11 protein-coding genes are annotated in these 18,492 nt (G+C 36.4%); 4 read left to right on the plus strand and 7 right to left on the minus strand.

The window, feature by feature from the left end:
- Positions 1-58 precede the first annotated feature (58 nt).
- Together OLM54_RS07535 and OLM54_RS07540 are read left to right on the plus strand one after the other, a co-directional pair.
- Positions 59-298, plus strand: coding sequence for a hypothetical protein (locus OLM54_RS07535; RefSeq protein WP_264537978.1), 240 nt, complete (start codon positions 59-61; stop codon positions 296-298).
- Complete coding sequence (locus OLM54_RS07540; protein WP_264537979.1) at positions 282-587, plus strand: type II toxin-antitoxin system RelE/ParE family toxin; 306 nt, start codon at positions 282-284, stop codon at positions 585-587. Before OLM54_RS07535 ends, OLM54_RS07540 begins: the two co-directional genes overlap by 17 nt.
- Positions 588-603: 16 nt before the next feature.
- On the opposite strand, the gene OLM54_RS07545 is transcribed toward OLM54_RS07540, so the two are convergent.
- Complete coding sequence (locus tag OLM54_RS07545; RefSeq protein WP_264537980.1) at positions 604-1,974, minus strand: glycoside hydrolase family 28 protein; 1,371 nt, start codon at positions 1,972-1,974, stop codon at positions 604-606.
- 297 nt (positions 1,975-2,271) lie between these two features.
- Between OLM54_RS07545 and OLM54_RS07550 the strand changes: the two genes are divergently transcribed.
- Both OLM54_RS07550 and OLM54_RS07555 read left to right on the plus strand, forming a co-directional pair.
- Positions 2,272-3,591 carry a rhamnogalacturonan acetylesterase gene (locus tag OLM54_RS07550; RefSeq protein WP_264537981.1) on the plus strand — a complete coding sequence of 440 codons (1,320 nt, stop codon included), beginning with the start codon at positions 2,272-2,274 and terminating at the stop codon, positions 3,589-3,591.
- A gap of 21 nt (positions 3,592-3,612) precedes the next feature.
- The gene (locus OLM54_RS07555; protein ID WP_264537982.1) at positions 3,613-6,468 is read left to right on the plus strand and encodes a glycoside hydrolase family 2 protein; all 2,856 of its coding nucleotides are present in this window, start codon (positions 3,613-3,615) and stop codon (positions 6,466-6,468) included.
- Positions 6,469-6,783: 315 nt separating this feature from the next.
- Here the strand turns inward: OLM54_RS07555 and OLM54_RS07560 are convergent, their stop codons facing one another.
- From OLM54_RS07560 to OLM54_RS07585, 6 genes are all read right to left on the minus strand, one after another.
- A complete protein-coding gene (locus OLM54_RS07560; protein WP_264537983.1) occupies positions 6,784-8,115 on the minus strand; it encodes a glycoside hydrolase family 105 protein in 1,332 nt (443 codons plus the stop codon).
- Between the two features lie 221 nt (positions 8,116-8,336).
- Entirely contained in the window at positions 8,337-8,666 is a 330-nt protein-coding gene (rhaM, locus tag OLM54_RS07565) for an L-rhamnose mutarotase (RefSeq protein ID WP_264537984.1), read from the minus strand.
- Positions 8,667-8,821: 155 nt separating this feature from the next.
- On the minus strand, positions 8,822-10,768 hold the full coding sequence (locus OLM54_RS07570; protein ID WP_264537985.1) for a RagB/SusD family nutrient uptake outer membrane protein: 1,947 nt from the start codon (positions 10,766-10,768) through the stop codon (positions 8,822-8,824).
- Positions 10,769-10,789: 21 nt separating this feature from the next.
- The gene (locus OLM54_RS07575) at positions 10,790-13,927 is read right to left on the minus strand and encodes a SusC/RagA family TonB-linked outer membrane protein (RefSeq protein WP_264537986.1); all 3,138 of its coding nucleotides are present in this window, start codon (positions 13,925-13,927) and stop codon (positions 10,790-10,792) included.
- A 436-nt stretch (positions 13,928-14,363) separates the two neighbouring features.
- Positions 14,364-16,214, minus strand: coding sequence for a rhamnogalacturonan lyase (locus OLM54_RS07580; protein ID WP_264537987.1), 1,851 nt, complete (start codon positions 16,212-16,214; stop codon positions 14,364-14,366).
- 136 nt (positions 16,215-16,350) lie between these two features.
- The gene (locus OLM54_RS07585) at positions 16,351-18,468 is read right to left on the minus strand and encodes a hypothetical protein (RefSeq protein ID WP_264537988.1); all 2,118 of its coding nucleotides are present in this window, start codon (positions 18,466-18,468) and stop codon (positions 16,351-16,353) included.
- Positions 18,469-18,492: the final 24 nt, after the last annotated feature.

The raw sequence follows: 18,492 nt of genomic DNA on the forward strand, positions 1-18,492 counted from the left end.
ACGTTATATACAACTTTTGAAATTAAAATGTACTTTTGAAAAGTAATTCTATTTGAATATGAAAGCTGATTTAAATATACAAAGTAAAAAGTTAGAATTGATTCAATGGTTATCAACTATTGAGGATTTATCCGTGCTAAATAAAATCATTGATCTAAAAAAACAAGAAAATAAAGATTGGTGGAATTCAATTTCTGAAAATGAAAAGCAATCAATAGAAAAAGGATTGCAAGATGCAGAAGCAGGAAAATTAAATTCACATTCAAAAGCAAAACAACTTTATGACAAATGGTTATAAAATCTTATGGACTGATTTTGCTTTAATTGAATTAAAAGATACTATTGAATACATCAAAGAAAACTGGACAGAAAGAGAATTACAAAATCTCGCAAGCGAAATTGAAAAAACTGTAAACTTACTTTCACACAACCCAAATCTTTTTCAAGCCTCAGATTTTAAAAAAGAAATTCGAAGAGTTATTGTTGCAAAACACAATACATTATATTATCAGGTAAAAGATAATACAGTTGAAATTTTATCATTCTTTTCAAATCGTCAAAATCCAAGAATAAGGAAATTAAAGTAAAACAGGTTTCAACCAATCAATCCTTCCTTTCAAAATTGACCACATTTTCATGAATATCATTTTGCACTGAAACATTCTGTGCACTAATATTTTTAAGAAAAACATTCTCAACCGGAAGTTCTTTTTGAGCAAGAATCCTTGAGATAAACTTTACGTTTGTTGCTTTTATATTTTTCAGATAAACGTTTTTTATTGGCGTCAGTTTTCGTTCAATTGTGGGAACCAGATTTCGCCATTGATACATAACGTCCGTTTCAATTCCAAGAATTCCCTCGTCGATTTTGCCAGATGTTATGTTACTCATGTAAATATTTATGACGTATCCGCCTCGTCGTTCATTGGTTTTAATGAAAAGAAGATGGTTTAGTTTTGCGCCATCTACGACAGTGCAATTATCAATAAATACATTTTCTATTCCGCCCGAAAGTTCGCTTCCTATAGCGACTAATTGATGTCCGTTTTTAACCGTGCAATTGCGCATGATAATATTTTTTGAAGGTGTATTTAATCGCCACGCATCCTGATTACTTCCTGATTTAATGGCAATTGCATCGTCACCCTGATCAAAAACGCAGTTTTCAATTAATACATTTTGACTCATTTCAGGATCGACACCGTCATTATTATGTCCGTGTGCATAAACATTTAGGTTTCTCAGCACAACATCTTTTGACAAAAAAGGATGAATCGTCCAAAACGGGCTATTTGTGATCGTAACGCCATCCATTAAAACATTTTCACAGCGATTAAACTGAATAAACTGTGGTCGAAAATGTGCCGAATCATTTGCCATTTGTCGCTCTTTCAACGGTTTATTGTATGAAGCCAGATAATACAATCTTTTTAAACTTTCCATATGGGCTTTTGGTCGGGCAAACCAAACTTTCCAAATATCCATTTTTGCCTTTAATTCGCCTTCTCCAGTAATGGCTATGTTTTTACATTGATATGCATAAATCAACGGCGAATAATTATAACATTCATATCCTTCCCAGGTTGAACTTACGGCGGGTAAATAGTCATTTGGATCTTCTGAAAAAAGCAAAACAGCTCCTTTTTTCAAATGAAGGTTAATATTGCTCTTAAAATGGATTTTTTTCGTAATCCATTCGCCTTCAGGAATCACGATAATTCCGCCGCCCGCTTTATTCGCTTTTGTGATCGCTTTATTTATCGCATTAGATATTTTGTCCTTATTTCCTTTTATAGCACCAAAATCTACAATCGAATATTCCTTGCAATTACTAAAATCCGGAATTTTGATTGCAGGCATTTCAAAAGGAGTTTTTACAACAACTGCTGTTAACGTTACACAAGATTGATCTTTCTTAAAAGATAAAAAAACCAGCGAAAGTAAAACCATAAAACCAAATAGTATCTTTTTCATAATGAACTGTTTTTAAATTACAATTAAACAATTTTCTGTTTTTTGCATCGATTTATTCAAAATCTTCAATAAAATCAAAACTAAATTGATTTAGTAAAATAAGAAAATCCTTAAAAGAAAACTATCCTGCACTATCCTTTTATAATTACGAAAAAATATAGTATTATTTTAAATATAATGTCACATATTAATAAAATTCATAATTATCATATTCTGATTTTAACATCATAGTACAGGATACTATTTTAAAACTTAAAAATTAGATTTGAATAACAAATTCATCATAATCTTACAAAAGTGGCAAAAATCAGAACCTTATTTCTTTGTTTTTTTATTTCGGGATTTGCCTTTGGTTTGCCAATTAATGATAGTATTAAAAACAAAAAGTCGATATGGTTTGATTTTGGAATTACTCCAAAAAACTCAAAAGCAACCGTAATTAATACTAATTTAGTTTATGATTCGAATTTGGGATACGGTTTTGATTTTAATACGGCTTCGAATGTAAAAATCAATTCTAATTCCTTTTCAACAACAAAACCAACTTACTTTTCTGTGGCACTTCCTGAAGGAAATTATCAGGTTGAAATTGTTATGGGAAATTCTCAAAAAGAATCGAACGTTACCATAAAAGCAGAATCCCGAAGATTAATGCTGGATCAGCTTGCTGTCAAAAAAGGAAAATTGGTTACAAAGATTTTCAACGTAAATATCAGAACTCCCAAAATAAACGACAATCAAAACATAACCTTAAAAGACCGCGAAAAAGACATTTTTGATTGGGACGATAAACTGACGCTTGAATTTTTGGGTGAAGTTGCCGTGCAAAGCATAAAAATCACTTTAAAAGAAAACGTAACGGTTGTTTATTTAGCCGGAGATTCTACGGTTACAGATCAGGATGTTGAGCCCTGGGCTTCTTGGGGACAGTTTATTACGAATTATTTTGACAACGATATTGTTGTCGCCAATTATGCATATTCCGGTTCTTCATTAAGTTCTTTTAAAAATTCAAACCGATTGAAAAAGATTTTGTTGCAAATAAAAAAAGGCGATTATCTGTTTGTAGAATTTGGTCATAATGATGAAAAAATAAAAGGCGCAGGAAATAGCGCGTGGGAATCTTATTCTGATTTATTGACTGAATTTGTTCTTTCGGCAAAAGAAAAAGGTGCGATTCCAGTTTTGGTTACGCCAACACAACGCAGGTTTTTTAATGAAAACGGAACTTTAAAAGAAACACACGGTGATTTTCCTGCTGCGATGCGTGCTGTGGCTCAAAAAAATAATGTAGCACTAATTGATATCACAAAAATAACAACTGAACTTTATGAAACCTGGGGCGACGAAGTTTCACGAAAAGCTTTTGTACAATATCCTGCAAACACTTTTCCGGGACAGGAAAAGGCTTTAGACGACAATACTCATTTTAATAGTTTTGGCGCCAACGAAATTGCACTTTGTGTACTTAAAGGAATTCGGGAACTTGATATTCCGTTAAAAAAATACATCACAAAAGAAACACCAAATTACAATCCAAAAAAACCAAATTACATTTCAAACTGGACTCTTCCTATGAGTAATCGTTTTGAGATTGCCAAACCAGATGGTAATTAATCATCCAATAATCTGACTATTATGCTGCTAAAAAACACATTTCAAACTACTGTTATTGCTGCGTTTTTGATTTTGTCAACTCAAAATATAACGGCACAGCAAACCGATAAAATTTATCTTTCGGGAAAAGATTTTGAGCATCCTGTGCAATGGGATTTTTATTGTACGGGTGGAAATAACAGCCAAAAATGGTCTAAAATAAATGTGCCATCGCAATGGGAATTAGAAGGTTTTGGCGAATATACCTACGGTCGCTGGTACAAAGAACTGAACCAAAAAGAACCAAGCAAAGAGGAAGGTTTATACAAATATGAATTTGAAATTCCGGCAAATTATAAAGACAAAGATGTTTTAATCGCGTTTGGCGGAGCAATGACGGATACGGAAGTAAAAGTTAACGGAAAACTGGCGGGAGCGATTCATCAGGGCGGATTTTATGAATTTAAATATGATATTTCGTCTTTATTAAAATTTGGTTCTAAGAATATTTTAGAAGTTCATGTCTGGAAACAATCTGCCAATAAATCAGTTAATGCGGCAGAACGTCGGGCAGATTGGTGGCTTTTTGGCGGAATTTATCGCCCTGTTTGGCTGGAAGTTTCTCCGAAAACCCATATTGAACATATTGCAGTAAATCCGAAAATGGACGGTTCTGTTGCAGTTGATCTGAATTTGAAAAACATTCCTAAAAACACTATTTTAGAAGTTACATTGAAAGGATTAAATGGTGAAAATTTCGAGACTTTTACATTTCCGCTTAAAGCGAAAAGCACTCGGGAATCTATAGCTGCAAAATGGAAAAATATTAAACCGTGGAATCCTGAAAATCCTAATTTGTATGATTTACAGCTTGTTTTAAAACAAAACGGAATCATTCTCCATCAATACAATAAACGCATTGGTTTTAGAACTTTAGAGTTTAAAAAACAGGATGGAATTTATGTAAATGGCACTAAAATTATCATGAAAGGTATTAACCGTCATTCGTTTTGGCCTGAAGGCGGAAGGAGTACGAGCAAGCGAATCAGCGAACTGGACGTAAAATTACTTAAAGACATGAATATGAATGCGGTTCGCGGGCATTATCCACCTGACGATCATTTTTTAGATGTTTGCGATTCGCTGGGTCTTTTTGTTTTGGATGAATTAGCGGGCTGGCAAAACTCGTATGATACGGAAACGGGAACAAAATTAGCGACTGAAATGATCACACGCGATGTTAATCATCCGTCGGTTATTATTTGGGATAATGGCAATGAAGGCGGCTGGAATTATGATGTTGACAACGTTTTTACCGAAAATGATCCGCAAAAAAGAATTGTGATTCATCCGTGGGCTGATTTTAATGGTTGGGACACGCATCATTATCCTACTTATTTAACGGGAATGCATCGTTTTAATGCGGGTGAAAATGTCTTTTTTCCGACGGAATTTATGCACGGAACTTACGATAACGGACACGGAGCGGCTCTTGAAGATTTCTGGAATCGGTATAAAGAAAGTCCGCTTTTTGCCGGAGGATTTATGTGGGCAATGTTAGACGAGGCCGTAAAACGTTCTGACTGGTCGGGCGATACAAAATTTGATTCGAAAGGTTCGCTTGCCGCCGATGGAATTCTTGGACCTCATCGCGAAAGAGAAGGAAGTTATTATACGGTTAAAGAAATATGGGCGCCCATTCAGTTTCTGCCAAAACAGGTTACGGAAACTTTTGACGGTTCGTTTTTAATTTCAAATGATTATCTTTTTAGTAATTTGAATTCCTGCAATATGGAATTTAAGGTTCTAAAATCAGATAATAATGTTTTGTATACGAATGAAACTTCAACAGCAATTAGTTCGGGAAAAATTGAGATTCCGAGTATTGAACCGGGCGAAACACGTAAAATTCAATTTGCTGTACCTAATAATTTTACTGATGGTGATGTTTTGTCCATTTCTGCTTTTGATCAGTTTAATAAAGAAATTTATACGTGGACGTGGCCTATTCACAAAGCAAAATATTACGCTGACAAGTTTTTAGCCATTCAAAATATAAAAGCAAAAGCTTCCGCAGAAAAATCAGGCAATGAAATTATTTTAAAAGGAAATAATATCACGGTAACTTTAGATGCTTTGAGCGGGGAAATTTCTTCTGTAAAAAATAAAACTTCCACTATTCCGTTGACAAATGGCCCGCGACCAATTGGCATGAAAGCAAAATTAAAAGATTTGCAAGTTTCTCAGGAAGGCGATAAAGCAGTTTGTATCGTAAATTATACAGGCGGTTTATCTTCGATAAAATGGATTATGGAATCTGACGGAAGGTTTAAAATGGAATTAGTTGCGCTGAAAAATGCTTCTGGTGGAGAAGGTTTTGACGGTGCTTTTTTTGAAGATAAAATCAGCGCTTTCGGCATCACGTTTAGTTTTCCTGAAAAAGAAGTTACGGGCATTAAATGGTTTGGAAGAGGTCCGTATCATGTTTGGAAAAACCGAATTAAAGGAACGACTTACGGTATTTGGGAGAAAGCATATAACAATACCATAACCGGAGAAAGTTTCGAAAATCTGATTTATCCTGAATTTAAAGGATATCACGCTAATGTATTGGCAGCCAATTTAAAAGCCGGAACCTCATCGTTTAAATTTTTCAGTGAATCTGATAATTTATTTCTGAGATTATTTACGCCCGATTTGCCTAAAAATGGTTTCCCGGGAAGTAATCCGCAGCCGCCATTTCCGGAAGGTGATATTTCGTTTATGTATGAAATTCCGGCAATGCGTGATTTTAAACCTTTAGAACAGCAAGGTCCGCAAAGTCAGCCAACCAATATTCGTATTAAAAGCGGTGATGATGGGATTAAAATGAATTTGTGGTTTGATTTTAGGAATTAGAGGAGTTTTCAGTCTCAGTTTACAGTCTCAGTTTACAGTCTCAGTTTACAGTCTCGGTCTCAGTCTCAGTTTTCAATTGCAGTTTTTTTGTCATTTCGACCGGAGGGAGAAATCACACTAGAAACTCTGCTATCAAAATCGCCTATGTTTGTCGATTTACGTGTGTGATTTCTCCCTCCGGTCGAAATGACAATACTTTGAGTGTAAACTTTAGTTTATAAACAAAAGTTTAAACCTGAGACCGTAAACCGAGACTGAAAACCGAGACTGAAAACCGAGACTGTAAACTGAAACCTGAAACAAAAAAACTGAAAACTAAAAACCCTTCACCTGAATAGAACTATCATTAATCTCAAACTGCGTATTTTTTAAAAGCAAAATCATTTCGGCGCCGGCTAATAAAACGGGACCGTAACCGTGTGCGGCATATAAATTTACGGGGCGATAATAATAAAATGCGGGATCAAAACCCATTCCTGTTCCTACGCAGGTTCCTTCGACCTGACCTTTTGCATTTACTTTTGACGCAACTGCATTCCACGCTAAAACAACTGCGGGCGTATACGCCAGTTTATCAACATAACCGCGATTAATGGCTCTGGCAATGGCGTAGGTATAAATGGCTGTCGCCGAAGTTTCTAAATATGTATCATTTCTATCCAATAACTGATGCCAAAAACCGGTTCCGTCCTGATATTGCAATAATCCGGCGATGTGTTTTTGCAGTTGTGCCAAAACCTGTTGATATCCGGGATGATTTTTTGGCAAAACTTCTAATAATTCGACCATTGTCATGACCGCCCAGCCATTGGCTCTTGCCCAATGAAACTCGGGATGAACCTGCATTGACTCAACCCAGCCGTGCATATAAATTCCCTTTTGCTCATTAAACATTCTTTGAGAAAACTGATTTACTTGTTTTACGGCATCGTCAAAATATTTTACGTCACCTGTGTAACTTCCCATTTGCGCAAGCGCGGGCACGCTCATAAACATATCGTCGAGCCAAAGCGTATTATTCTGAGGTCGGTTTCTGGCGAGCGTTCCATCTTTTAGGCGGAATTCCTTTTCACTTATGTATTTGATAAAATTATTGATTACAGGATCGACATTGGTATTAATTCCTGCTTTTTTGGCTTTTATAAATGCGGCACACAAGGCGCCTGCATCGTCTAAAGCATGCGGATTAAGAACTGTATGTACGGGAGAATCTTTTAGGTTTTCGGGTTTATAATTCCCCGCAATTTCAGCAATCAGTTTTAGGCGTTTATTGGTGTAATCTGCATATTGTTTATTTCCGGTTGCTTCGGTTGCTAAAAGCATTCCGGCATACGTTACGCCCCATTCGTAGCTTGTTAACCGAAAAGCTCCGGGAGAAAATTTGATTTTCCCTTTTGTTTTCTTAAAATCTTGTACTTCTGAATTATCACTAAGATTTATAACTTTTGAAGCTGTATTTTCTTCGAGAAAAGTATACACTCTGTTCAATACATTTTCGATATTATTTTTTTCAGGAATAGTATACGGAGTGACATAATCGGGCTTTGATAAATGTAATGGCGCCGTTGCATCGGTTGTTTGTGCATGTATAGAAGTAGATATTCCGAATGCGAATAATGTTATTATTTTGGCTGATGTATAGCTCATGGTTAATATCTTTTAAAGTGAGAATTAATTAAATTAATTTTAACACATAGAAACATAGATTTTGTAATCTCAAAAAAGGCGTTTCACTTGTTTAAACAAACATAGTTAGTAGGTAAGCTATGTGTTGAAAATCTTGATTTTCTTTAAATGACTTTTTATTTAAAGAAATTTAAATCTATGTTTCTATGTGTTGAAATATTTTTTCCACAGATTACGTGCATTTAATCTAAATGAAAAACTTCTTTTAATGAAATGGCAACTGGCGAATTATCAGGATTTGTTTCCATAATATCTGCCATATATTTCCACCAGGTTTTTACAATGGGATGATTTGGCAAATAGCTTTGATCAAAGTCTGCACTGATTTTTTGAACTGCAAAAAGCGTCAGGGTTTCTTCATCAAAAAAAATGCTGTAATCCTGAATTCCGGTTTCTGAAAGTAATGACGCTAATTCTGGCCAAATTTCATCGTGCCGTTTTTTATATTCTGCTTCAAAACCACTTTTTAATTTCATTTTAAAAGCATTCCGAATTGTTGTATTGCTTTGCATGCTAAATGTGTTTTAGGAAGTTATTTACAGATTAAAAAGCAACACGAATTTCACTAATTACCACTAATTCTCTTTCTTGAAATTAATTTCACAAAAAGTTAAACTCTTAGATTGGTGACAATTCCTGAAATTCGTGTTTGTAATCTATATTAATCTTAATAATTCGGATTTTGCATGGCGTCTTTTTCAGCAGCTGTTAATGGTTTCCCGTTTGAATAAACGCCGTCAAGGAATGTTTGCGGAATTGGACGTACATTATGATAATCCATAATATTTGGATTGGCTTCTATATTATACGCTTTTGCTCTGGCTACTAAAGTTTTGGTTCTGCTTAGATCTTCCCAACGATGAAATTCTCCACAAAGTTCTCTGGTTCTTTCGTTAAGTATCAAACACAGCATTCGGTCGTAATCGCTTGCATATCCAAGCTTTGAAATTACAGCCTGATCTTCGGCCGGTAAAGCACCAATACTTGTAATCGCCAAACTTGTAGCGGTGGTTGTAACTGCAATATTATTCGATTCATAATAGGAATTTTCAGGAACAAAAGAAATTGGAATTCCGGCCTGACCTGTTGCTGTATATGCGGCAGAACCATCTGTATAAGCAGCACGATTTTCTCCGGTTTTATAGGCGGCGCGTGTACGAACGGCGTTGATATACGGTAACGCATCAGAAAATGTGGCTGAACCAAGTTGTGCTAATTTTACTTTTGCTTCTGCTGCCTGCAAATAAGTTTCTGCAGAACGTGCTAAAATAATATCACGCGATCCTTTTATATTACTCAAATCTATTCTGTTTCCGTCCATATATTTGCTTAAAGACGGAAATCTCACATCGGCCATTAAACCAATATTATCAGCCGCATGCGCTACATAAACACTTGGAATTGTTTTTCCGGTTTTTGAGTCAATAATCGCATCTGCATTTTTAGTTTTGGCAAAACGGGTATCGGTTGTACTATTAACGATATACATGATTCCTAAATCGCCATTGTTATAATAATTTCCCGATTTGTTGTTGATGATACTTTTTGTCTGGAAGCTTTTCCAAAAACGAGAATCATTTACATGATCAAATACATCATACACAAAATAAGTTGGTGCCAAACGGCTAAATGGTCTTCCTCCGGCAAGATTACGTCTCATTTGCGGCAATTGATCATACGTAGAAAGGAAATACAAATGCTGCTGGTTTCCTCCTGTTGTTAAGGGACTTGCGTTAAACTGTGCTGACAAAATCAACTCCGGAAGTTTTTCGTTTGCACCATCTGCAGTCGTATAATTCCATAATTCAACAAAATTTGCCGCTAACGGATGATGCGCAATTACTTCATCAGACAAGGTTACAACTTGTTGCAAATCTGCCACTTTTGTTGCTGCGTTCCAGCTATCGTTTATTTCGCTGGCACGTGTTAAATAGGCTTTTGCCAAATAATGTGCTGCTGCATCTTTTGTAATTTTAGCCGGAGCGCCCGCATTGCTCAATAAATTATAGGCTTGCGTAAAATCAGCAATTACCTGATCGAGAACTTCTTTTGGCGTTGCTCTGCTAAATTCTAATTCGACTGTAGAACTGGTGGTTAATTTTAAAGGTACGCCTCCATATTGATTTACTAATTTTAAATAATTAAAAGCTCTCAAAAAATATCCTTCGCCTAAAGCTATTTTCTTAATGGCATCGTTTGTTGATGGAATTGCTATTGATGATTCTATCAATTGATTGGCATTTCCGATTCCGATATATAAATTATCCCAGTTTGTATTTGCGGCAACCGTATTGGCATTCGAAACGGTTACAAAAGCTCTAAAACCTGAAGAATACGAATTCCAAATCCAGTTTGAAGGATCTCCGCCTGCATGAAATTCATCTGTACCTGATTCTGTTGCCGTAAGCGGAACTTCACCTTGAAATTCTGCAGCAAATACCTGATAATAGGTTCCAATGGCCAAAGCCTGAATTCCTGCTTCGGTTTTATAATATTCCTGACTGTACGCTGTGGTCAATTCTTCGTCAAGAAAATCTTTGTTGCATGATGTAGTACTTAAAATAAATAAAGTAAAAAACATCAGGCTGATATATTGTTTTTTATAATTTTTCATAATGATTTTTTTTAGTTTAATTTAGAATTCTACATTTAAACCTAAAGTCACGCCTCGGTTTGAAGCTGTTGTCTGCGTATCTAAATCTGTCCATTTTACTTTGGTGAAAATCATACCCGGATTGGTTGCCTGACAGTATAATTTCATTTTAGAAATTCCCAGTTTTTGTATTAAATCTTTATCAAAATGATAGCCTAATGAAATGTTTCGCATTTTTATAAATGCCCCATTTCTATACCCTAAAATAGGAAAATAAGAATCTCCTGTTCCGGCAGAATAAATTGGTTTCTGATATTCGGCATTTGTATTATTATCAGTATAATAATTTATAGAACGCTGGCTTCCTTTTGCGCCTTCGTTTTCTCCTAAAGTATCATATAAATAACCCATTCGACCATAAACAAAAAAGGATAATTCTACATTTTTGTAAACAAAAGTATTGGTTAAACCCACTATATATTTTGGATCTTTTGAACCAATAATTACACGGTCGTTATTGGCATCTATTTTATAATCTCCATTTTGATCTACGGGTCTTGCGTTACCAAACGAAAAAATATTTGAACCTGCAGCCGCATTAAATTTTGCCATTTCTGCAGCATCTTCCGGTTTCCAGATTCCGTTTGATTCAAAACCATAAATTACATTTTGCGATTCACCAATAAATAAGTTGTTGTTAATATCATCAAATTTTCCATTTTGAAGCGCTACAATTTTACTTTGTTGATATGATGCGCTAAAATTAGAACTCCACTCAAAATCTTTCAGGGCTACATTTATTGTATTTAAAGTAAGTTCGACTCCGTTTCCTTCTGTTTCACCCACGTTTTGGTAGGTATCTCGTACACCAAGAACGGTTGGAACGCTGCTTTTTAACAACAAATCAGTCGTATTACTGGTATAATAATCCAAAGCACCTGAAACTCTGCTATTGAAAAAAGAAAAATCGATACCATAATTAAACTGCGATGTTTGCTCCCAGCCCAATTGTATATTTCCTAAAGATGTATTGTTTGTTACACCGGATCCGTTTGGATAAACAACGCCAATTAATGGCGGCTGAGTGGCATAAGCGGGAACTGCTGCGTTTCCGGTAACTCCGTAACCAACTCTCATCTTTAACTGATTGATCCAGGTTACGTTTTCCAGAAATTTTTCTTTGTTGATTACCCACGCAACAGAAGCACTCGGGAAAAATGCCCATCTGTTGTCTGGCGCTAATTGCGAAGCTCCGTCAAAACGACCAGATGCGGTAAGCAAATATTTATCGGCATAACCGTAATTTACCCTTCCCATATACGATAATAAACCTGTATCTGTCAAGCCCGAAGAATATCCGGCAAGCGTAACGTTGGCAGGATTTAATGCATTCCATTTATTGGCCGGATTTTTTATATCATTGGCAGACATTGAACTTTGCTCATTGTGATATTCTGTCTGGCTCATTAATAAGGTGGCGCCAAAATTATGATTGCCAACTGTTTTATTATAAAATATCAGATTATCTAATGTGTACGAAATTGATTTTTCATTGTATAAAGAAGCAAAGCTTGTTCCGGAACGAACGGCTGATTTTCCATCTAAAAAAACACCATCACGGTACGAAGTAATATCGGGACCAAAATTAATTCGGTATTTTAAACCATTCAGTTTAGGATTAAAAGCACCAAAATCCAATTGCGCATATAAACTACCAAAAGCACGCAATGTAACACGCTGATCTTGTGATAATTTATCTTCATCAACCGGAGTTCTGATTGTAGAATCTCCTCCCGGACTATCAATTCGAACTCCGTTAGCATCATACGGAACCGCATAAGGAAGATTGGTACGCGCCGTGGCGTAAATTCCCGTAGTCGTTGTAACGGCAGTTCTACCCACAGTAGATTGTCCGTATTCATTTATACCATAACTTGTGTTAAGGCTTACTCCCATCTGGAACCATTTTGTTGGGGTAATATCAACACTTGCAGTACCGCTGTAGCGAATATAACCCTGACCTTTTAATGTTCCAGTGTTGTTTAAATATCCAAAAGAACCATAGGCTTTCATTTTTTCTGTACCACCGCTTACGCCAATAGTATGCTGTTGCGTAATTCCGGTTCTGGTTACAAATTTTGTCCAGTCTGTGGTGGCTACTTTCGAGCCATCCCAGGTTGTGGTTAAATTTCCGCTTGCATCTTTCCATCCTTTTTCAATATTTGCCCACGCGGCAGGATCGGCAGAAGCCAGAAAAATTAAGCGGTCATTTTCGATTGTTGGTGCATCTCCTTTTGGAAAAGCACTTGGATTGGAATAATATCTTCCCCAACGACGAAATTCGATATACTCGGCAGAATTCATCATTGGCGCGTTTTCGTGTATGGTTTCAAACATGATCGAAGTATCATAATTTAAAGTGAATCTTCCGTTTTTACCCTTTTTTGTAGTAACGATAATAACTCCGTTTGCACCTCTGGAACCATAAATTGCTGTTGCCGATGCATCTTTTAAAACATCAATAGTTTCAATATCTGTAGGATTCAAAAAATCGATTCCGCCAGAATTCGCATCGACACTAATTTTTCCTGTTGTGGCATCGGTAATCAATCTTGAGTTTAACGGAATCCCGTCTACCACATAAAGCGGTGCATTGGATGCCGAAATAGAACGCGCACCACGAATGGTAACTGTTCCCACCGTTCCGGGGCGTTCATTTGTTGTAACGTCTACACCGGCAGCTTTACCCTGCATCGCCTGCACGGCATTTACAACTGGCCTTGATGCAATTTCATCTGCACCTACGCTTACAATCGAGCCCGTAAGGTCTTTTTTCTTTTTTACACCGTAACCTACAACGACTACCTCTTCGAGAGAATTATCGTCTTCTTTTAACACAACATCGTAAACGTTTGAATTTGTAACCGTGATTTCCTGTTTTTTAAAACCGATAAAACTGTAAACAAGAACAGTGCCTGTGGAAACACTAATAGAATAACTTCCATCCATATCCGTACTTACGCCGTTTTGGGTTCCTTTAATGAGGACATTAACGCCGGGAACTGGCAATCCGGTTCCGTCTGTAATTGTCCCTTTTACTACTTTGTTCTGTGCATAACCAGACGCATGAAGGAGTGCGATCATGGCTAAAGCAAGCAGAATACTCACTTTGTTTTTCATAAAAAGTTAATTTGGTTAATTAATAGTTAGCAACTCAAATTTATCCAGAAGTAAATTTCTTACCATCCTGTAGTATCCTGCTAATTTTCAGTATATTACAATAAACAATTAAGTTTTTTTTAACCAATAAAACCTTCAACTAATTGATTTTCAATAGTAAACAAATCACTCAGCCAGTAATTATGAATATAAAACAAAATCAATATTTTTTTTATACATATAATATTTTTATCAATAAATAATTATGAAATAAAAATAGTATTACACAATTTTATACAGATATTTAATTCGTAAAAAATTACATCGAAAACTGGTTTTATGATGCAGATTGCAAATCAAACACGGATAACGCAGATTCACTCCGTGAAAACGCAGATTAAAACGGATTTTATTATTTTAAAAAAAAGAGCCTGATTTTTAAGATCAGACTCTTTCTTTATTTCTTTACCGGCACTAAAACAATATTAGGTTTTGGCGCGGGTTTCATGTCTTTTCCCATATAAAAACTCGTGTGCGGCGGTTGATTATACCCTACATTTTGCCAGGCAACACTTAACCGGTATTGCGGATCGTGCATTAATGTATATTGCCTTACTTCTGTTGGAATTGTGGTCGAATAAATTCTCAATTCTTTATTATCTTCTGATCGAAGAATCAATTCTTCACGCCAATCGCCCAGAATATCTGCAGAAAGCGCCGGTGTTGATTTTGTACCGTTATTTGAAGTTGCGCCCGCTGCAGTAAATAATCGTCCAACATTATACTTATCGATATAATTCGCATTGAGAAGTTCTCTCGAAGTATCACCATCCCAATAAATTAAAAAGTTATTTGATGTTGGTGCTTTTCCAATCGCCTTGCCTTTTATGTCGTGCAAATCCGGCGAACCAGACCACCAGCATTGTGCGCCTTTTCTGGTTGGGTCAATATTATCTGCCACACCACGGCCTACATCTTCGTTAGGCGAATCGGTAAATAAAACTTTACCATCTGCCGCAGCAAATAAAGTTACGCCCGGACCTGTAGTTCCGTTTTCGATTTCATGAATTCCAAAAACTTCCAGACCCGGAATATCAGGATCAAGATCTGAAACGTGAATGGCGTCTCCGTGTCTAAAACCCGTTGTATATAATCCTTTACCGTTATCATCTACACACATTGAACCGTAGATAATTTCGTCTTTTCCGTCATTATCAACATCTGCAACCGTGAGATTATGATTTCCCATTCCTGAATACGGATTTTCGGCATCTTTGCTGTCAAAAACCCATCTCGAAGTCAGTTTATTATTTTTAAAATCCCAGGCTGCCAAAACCGTTCTTCCATAATAACCGCGACACATTACAACACTTGGATGAACGCCGTCTAAATACGCAACACAAGCCGTAAAACGATCAATTCTGTTTCCTTTTGTATCATTTCCTCCGCTGCCGCCTCTGCCGCCCCAAGCTGCAAGATCACCGCGTTCTGCAATATAATCTACAGTTGTAATGAGTTTTCCGTTTCTTCCGTTAAAAACCGAAAGATATTCTGGACCTTTTAAAATTTTTCCTAAAACAGGAGAATTTGGGTCACGATCAACCCAGTCTTTTGTGGCGTCGCCTACTACATTATTCTGACTGTCTGTTGTGCCGTCAGCCGTTTTACAGACAAATTCAGAAATTCCGTCGCCATCTAAATCATACACCAAAAACTGCGTATAATGTGCGCCTTCGCGAATGTTTTTGCCTAAATTAATTTGCCATAAAAATTTTCCTTCCAAAGTATACGCCTGAAATATAGGCGGATCCGTAATTCCGGTATGCGAATTATCATGCGCTTTTCCTGTCATGTGCACAATCAAATCGTATTTTCCGTCACCATCTAAATCACCCACTGAAAGATCATTCGGAATATATCCGTCAACAGGTTTTAATACAATCGCCATATAATCTTTATCCGGACTTTCAGCAGAAATTGTAAAGCTTCCTTTTGAATCGGTTTCTTTTCCTTTGAACACTGTTTTTACAAACCATGTATTTTCTTCTTTGGCATTTGCTTTTGTATCTACAAAATTTGTAGCACCCAAAATGGGTTTTTCATTTAATTTAACGGCGCTTTTTGTACCGCTTTTTCGGTATAAATTAAAAGCTAAATCTTCAGCGTCTGTTCCTAAAACACGCCATCCAATAAAAAACTGATTGTTGTTTTTTACTGCGATAATACCGCGATCAAGGTTTTCCATTTGTCGTTGTGCAAATATGGAATAAGAGAAAAATAATAGTATGAGTAGAATTGTATTTTTCATAATTTATATTTTTTATTCGCAATCTTGTCATCCTGACGGAGGAAGGATCTCCGTGTCGAGTTACTTACGGAGATCCTTCCTCCGTCAGGATGACAAACTATACTTGGTAAAAACCTAAAATTCAAAACCTTAAAAACTAAAACATCTTCGCAAACCCTTCACTTTTCACTTTCCATGTTCCGTCTTTTGGGAAACCCGGATTTTCTTCTGTCGATCCGTCCCAACCGGCGCACATCATGGCAACGGCGGTTAACAATCCACCGTTTCCGGGAAGATATAATGTTAGTCTTTCTGCCTGATAATTATGTCCGTTTTTTAAATATGTATTTGTGGTTACATTCATAAATAAGGCATCAATTGCTTTTTCCGGCATTTGCAAACGAGCTGCAGACATTGCCGTCATTGGGAAATCCCAACCCCAGGTTTTATCCCAGAACCATGTTTTCCAAACCAGATCAAAAGTGTTTTTCATGATTTTTTTATCCAAAAGAGACGTTTCAGGAAGCATCCCGAAAGTTCCTAAAACAGACGGATGATCTGTTTTAAACTCTGGATTTGTGTATGAATCCGTTGCACTTTCTGTAGCCAGATAAACCTGATCTGCAACCGGCAGCGGAGATAATTTTGCTAAAACTGTTTCCCATTTTTCAGGTACTTTTTGGTTGAGTTTTTTCTTCCAGCTAATGGCGATTTTCAAAGCCCAGTTCCAATAAGCTAATTCATACGTTGGGTTAAAAGTTTCCATCGCTTTAAAGCGTTCTTGTGCCGGAATCACGCCCGGACCTAAAACATAGCGATCGTTTTTTGCATCATAATTGGCAAACGAAGCCATAAAATTTGCTGTTTCAAAAACACGTTCGCTGTATAAATTCAAGGTTTTATTTGTTGGATTTGCGCGATACATTAATTCTGCGTACGTAATAAAATGCGGCTGCTGCCAAATTAAAAATGAACCTACCGATGACGGACTTTCATTACCATCCGGATCTGTCATTTTTTGCCATCTCGCACCTTCAAAACCTTGTCTTTTGGCTATGTTTTTTGCTTTGTCAAATACTTTTTGATACCACGGAAGACTTTTTTCTAATAATTCCGGTCTGTTCCAAAGTGCAAAATGAACACCGTGCCACCAATGCATTTCCAGATGCGGTTTTCCGTACCAGCTGTTATAAGTTAATCCTGTTTCTTGCGGCGGAACTTTTCCTGTACATTGCACTTTGGTTAAATATTGAGACAAAATAACTCTGCGTTCTAATTCAGGCGCACGTTTATCTGTACTTCCCGAAAAATCTACCGCTGCACCGCTTTTCCAGAATTGTTCCCAGCCTTTTATACTGCTGTTTTCAATTTCTGTAAACAATGAATTGGTTATTTTTTTATCTGCTAAAGCAAATAGACAGCTCAATTCTAAAGTATTGGTATTTGAGGCTTCAACTACAAAATAATGATCTGCTGTTTTTTTTATCTGCGCATTTCCTTTCCACATCAAATTGATATTATATGAAATACTGTCCATTACATGCGTGACAACCGCTTCCGTTTTTGACTTTTCGATCAATGTACTTTTGTAATCTTCTTTTCCCTCCCATTTTGTTCCCATATCTGCCCAATCGCCTGTTGGAAATGGAATTCTCAAACTAATTTTCAAACGTTTTTGCTGCAGTAAATCTGATTTTACTTTTACGCCAATCGCATCTTTTTCCTGATGAGAAGCCGTTAAAACCGTTACCGGAATTCCTTCTACTTCAAAATAACTTTCGATTTCTCCTGTCCATAAATTCAGTTTTTGAGAAATCGATTTAATGTCTTCCGGTTTTACGGCACTTCCGTCTTTTTTGGTGATTTCAAAACCTAAATTTCCCAACTGCAATAAATGCGGATTCTGACGAAACCAGTTTACCGCTTCGACTTTTCTCGCTGGTTCTTTTATTTGAACGGTGTAGGATATATCTCTGCCGTACTGTTTGTAATCGCGTAAAGTTTCTGAAAACTTATAGCCTTTTGTATTTTTATAACTGTCCCAACCCCACTCTGATTGCGTTCCTAACGGAATCCCGTTTTGATACTTTTTAGGAAATGTCTGCAATCCCGTGGCATCGACAGTAAAGGCAAAAGCGCCGTTACCAACCGTTAAAGAAGCTAAAGTATCTATTGCCGAAATTTGCACGTCGTGTCTTGTTACCAGTGCTTTTCGATCTATTTGCGCCGACAACGAAATTGAAAAGAGAAGTATAATTAATAAATGTTTTTTCATAATATAAGGTTAGTTTTGATAGTT

Source organism: Flavobacterium sp. N1736, assembly GCF_025947065.1.
In the GTDB taxonomy this organism is placed as follows: domain Bacteria; phylum Bacteroidota; class Bacteroidia; order Flavobacteriales; family Flavobacteriaceae; genus Flavobacterium.

What these genes read in the sequence shown, in the direction of transcription:
- OLM54_RS07560 (WP_264537983.1), bottom strand. Translation starts at nt 8,115, where the DNA reads ATGAGCTATACATCAGCCAAAATAATAACATTATTCGCATTCGGAATA.
- rhaM (WP_264537984.1), bottom strand. Translation starts at nt 8,666, where the DNA reads ATGCAAAGCAATACAACAATTCGGAATGCTTTTAAAATGAAATTAAAA.
- OLM54_RS07570 (WP_264537985.1), bottom strand. Translation starts at nt 10,768, where the DNA reads ATGAAAAATTATAAAAAACAATATATCAGCCTGATGTTTTTTACTTTA.
- OLM54_RS07580 (WP_264537987.1), bottom strand. Translation starts at nt 16,214, where the DNA reads ATGAAAAATACAATTCTACTCATACTATTATTTTTCTCTTATTCCATA.
- OLM54_RS07575 (WP_264537986.1), bottom strand. Translation starts at nt 13,927, where the DNA reads ATGAAAAACAAAGTGAGTATTCTGCTTGCTTTAGCCATGATCGCACTC.
- OLM54_RS07555 (WP_264537982.1), top strand. Translation starts at nt 3,613, where the DNA reads ATGCTGCTAAAAAACACATTTCAAACTACTGTTATTGCTGCGTTTTTG.
- OLM54_RS07535 (WP_264537978.1), top strand. Translation starts at nt 59, where the DNA reads ATGAAAGCTGATTTAAATATACAAAGTAAAAAGTTAGAATTGATTCAA.
- OLM54_RS07540 (WP_264537979.1), top strand. Translation starts at nt 282, where the DNA reads ATGACAAATGGTTATAAAATCTTATGGACTGATTTTGCTTTAATTGAA.
- OLM54_RS07585 (WP_264537988.1), bottom strand. Translation starts at nt 18,468, where the DNA reads ATGAAAAAACATTTATTAATTATACTTCTCTTTTCAATTTCGTTGTCG.
- OLM54_RS07545 (WP_264537980.1), bottom strand. Translation starts at nt 1,974, where the DNA reads ATGAAAAAGATACTATTTGGTTTTATGGTTTTACTTTCGCTGGTTTTT.